Here is a 2,980-nt window from a genome sequence, read left to right as displayed (position 1 = left end):
ACTACCTTTGAGTAGCAAGTAAAACTTGCCTGAAATTCACTCCTTTAATCAACATCTATAAAAATCGATAGGCAAAAGCTTACAAGATGCAGTACATGCATTATTGTTGACCAATGGATAGCTGTGTTTCAGAGCATTATCACTGCGTAGCATTATCATGGGTAGCATTATCATGGGTGGCATAGTAATTGTTTAGACCTAAATATTATCTTTCCTCATCATTTTAAATGACACTATGTTGAAAAGTATTTTTTTGTTCTTTACGCCAGCGACCAGGGCTTAAACCATAGTCTTTCTTAAAACGGTGAGCAAAGCTTGCACTATCGCCATAGCCTACGGTGTCAGCTATTTGATCAAGATTATATTGTGTATAACGAAGTAAGTAGCAAGCGTATTCTAGGCGAGTGTGAGTTAATAGTTTGATTGGTGTCATCCCCATTTCTTTCTTACATAAACGAAAGAAGTGCGGCTCAGACATATGCATTTCTGCAGCTAATTGCTTAACAGTCCACGGCAGTTGCAATTGCTTATTTACACGACGTATTAGAGAGTGAAATTTCTGTTGATGCTTTGTTAGTTGCTGCCCCATATTCAGTGTTTGCGCAATTTGATAAATTAAAACTTCGACTAAGCGCAATACAATATCTGATTGATACATACTCTCGCCGTGTTTGAATTCTCTAATAAGTGACATCGTTTGATAAAGCTTCTCTGCATTCGCACTGGAATAAACGGAAGGTTGAAGTTGATGAACAAACTTATATTCAGAACAATCATGAAGTAATAGCCAACACATATCCCAGTACTTCCCCGAAAGTTCATACAAAAAAGGGGTTCCTGCTGGCAGTAAAAGCACACTGCCGGGTTTAACTAAATATTCGTTGTTACCAAACTTGACCTTTCCCTCCCCTGCATGAGTAGAAATTAAGTAATGAACATGCCTATTGCTGTTTTCATTACCTAAACAAATTTCTCCTTTACCTGTTTTGCCTATTTGATATTCAGTTTGTAAATACGACAACCCCGCAATGGCTATGAAACTATCAGCTTGCCCTGGTAATTTATCAAAATTAATAAAATCCTCAATACAATCAGAATGAATATTTAAAATATCTTGCCACATAGAATCACCAAAATGATAGTTTTAAACATGATACATGACAATTTTACTTATGTTTTTTTTATCACTATATTTTATAATTCTATGCAATATTATAGTAACCCCTAATGACTAAAACCAATGCGTAACATCGAACCTTCATCATTAAAGCAAAGCATTAAATTAGCTTGGCCTATCTCTTTACAAAGCATATTGGTCACCATGCTAGGCATGAGTGACATAATGATGGTTGGCCATTTAGGCGATACGGCCGTTGCTTCTGTTGGGCTGGGTAACCGAATTCAATTTGTTTTTTTAATCATTTTAGCGGGACTCGCTTCAGGTGTTGGTACTTTATCTGCGCAACACTTTGGCGCGGGTCAAATTGGAGTGATTAGACAAATCATTGTTAAAACACTTGTTATTGCAGCAGGAATTTTATTGCCTATATTACTCATTACTTTCTTGTTTTCTGACAATATCATGGGTATTGCCACAACAGATCCCAGCGTTATAAAAGCAGGAACAAACTACCTTTGGCTGACCATGCCTAGCTTAATTTTTGTTGTCATTGTGATGATATTTGAAAACGCTTTAAGGGGGCTTGGGCAAGTAGTCTTCCCCATGTTAATTAGTACCATAGCTATTATTACCAATATTCTTTTAAACTATTGGTTAATCAAAGGTGGCTTAGGTATAGAGCCAATGGGTGTTATTGGCGCTGCGCTAGCAACACTAATTGCGCGAGCACTTCATGCTTTATTAATACTGGTCTACTTAGCAAAGGTTAAGCACAGTATTTTTCCAACAACGTTCTTTTGTGTTAGTTTTTATAACAAACAAGAGTGGACTAAATTACTCACCTTAGTTTGGCCTATGATGCTAAGTTTTGGCGTGTGGTCATTAGGCACTTTTGTATATCAACTGATATATGGACGTATTGGAACACAAGAACTTGCTGTAATGAGTCTATTAGCACCAATGGAAGGGTTATTGGTTTCATTCTTTTTTGGTTTTGCTTCTGCTTGCGCTATTTTAGTTGGGCAGCGCTTAGGTAGAAACGAATTTATAACGGCATGGGCTTTAGCAAAACATTACGCCATTAGTGCGCCAATTGTTACCTTCTTATTGGCCTTAATTTTACTTCAATGTGAGTCTTTAGTCTTTATGCCTTATATCAATTTGTCTCCAGAAACAATGGCATTGTCCCATGATGTTTTTATATTGATCACCTTTGGCACTTGCTTGAAAGTATTTAACTTAACTATGTCTATGGGGATATTACGCGCAGGTGGTGATAACAAATATTGCATGTTAATTGATATATCAGGCATGTGGGTTTTAAGCATTCCATTAACTTTGGTGGCGGCATTTTACTTTAAGTTACCACTATATTGGGTAGTTCTCATCTCTTACTCTGAAGAAATAACTAAAGCATTTATGTTTGTTTTCAGAATGAGAACGAAGCTTTGGTTAAACAACCTAACGGCTGAAAGTGTTGCCTAGTGAACCAATTCGATTAAGTTGCACACAGCTAAAACTTGAGTAACCAATGTATATTTCTAAGTTGTCATCAAACCAGAAAGTCGTAAAATCTACATTGCAGTCACTCACCTTTTCTAAAATTCAGATGAAATAGAGTATTAGTTCTATGGCAAAACGCCCCCTATAGCCATAGAATTAAAATTTATGTCAGCTTTAAGATCTGAAAGTGACGTTTAATATTTTGACTGCTCTTATTCCGCAATGCGCGCCCCAATGTCATTAACTTAAGGTTAATTTATGTATTTACAATAAGTTAGCTAATTGCTAACCTGTCTATGAATTAAAAACATAGAGAAATTACCAATGAGCTGTTCACCATTTAATTCAAATAGTACA

The 2,980-nt window shown here is 36.2% G+C and carries 2 protein-coding genes; one reads left to right on the top strand and one right to left on the bottom strand.

The window, feature by feature from the left end; genetic code table 11:
• Positions 1-223 precede the first annotated feature (223 nt).
• Entirely contained in the window at positions 224-1,123 is a 900-nt protein-coding gene (locus tag H4J66_RS01600; protein WP_182169684.1) for an AraC family transcriptional regulator, read from the bottom strand.
• A gap of 117 nt (positions 1,124-1,240) precedes the next feature.
• On the opposite strand from H4J66_RS01600, the gene H4J66_RS01595 reads away from it, so the two are divergent.
• Positions 1,241-2,605 carry an MATE family efflux transporter gene (locus tag H4J66_RS01595; RefSeq protein ID WP_182169681.1) on the top strand — a complete coding sequence of 455 codons (1,365 nt, stop codon included), beginning with the start codon at positions 1,241-1,243 and terminating at the stop codon, positions 2,603-2,605.
• Positions 2,606-2,980 lie beyond the last annotated feature (375 nt).

Source organism: Colwellia sp. MB3u-55, from assembly GCF_014076785.1.
In the GTDB taxonomy this organism is placed as follows: Bacteria; Pseudomonadota; Gammaproteobacteria; order Enterobacterales; family Alteromonadaceae; genus Colwellia_A.
This window is presented reverse-complemented; position numbering and strand designations above follow the sequence as displayed.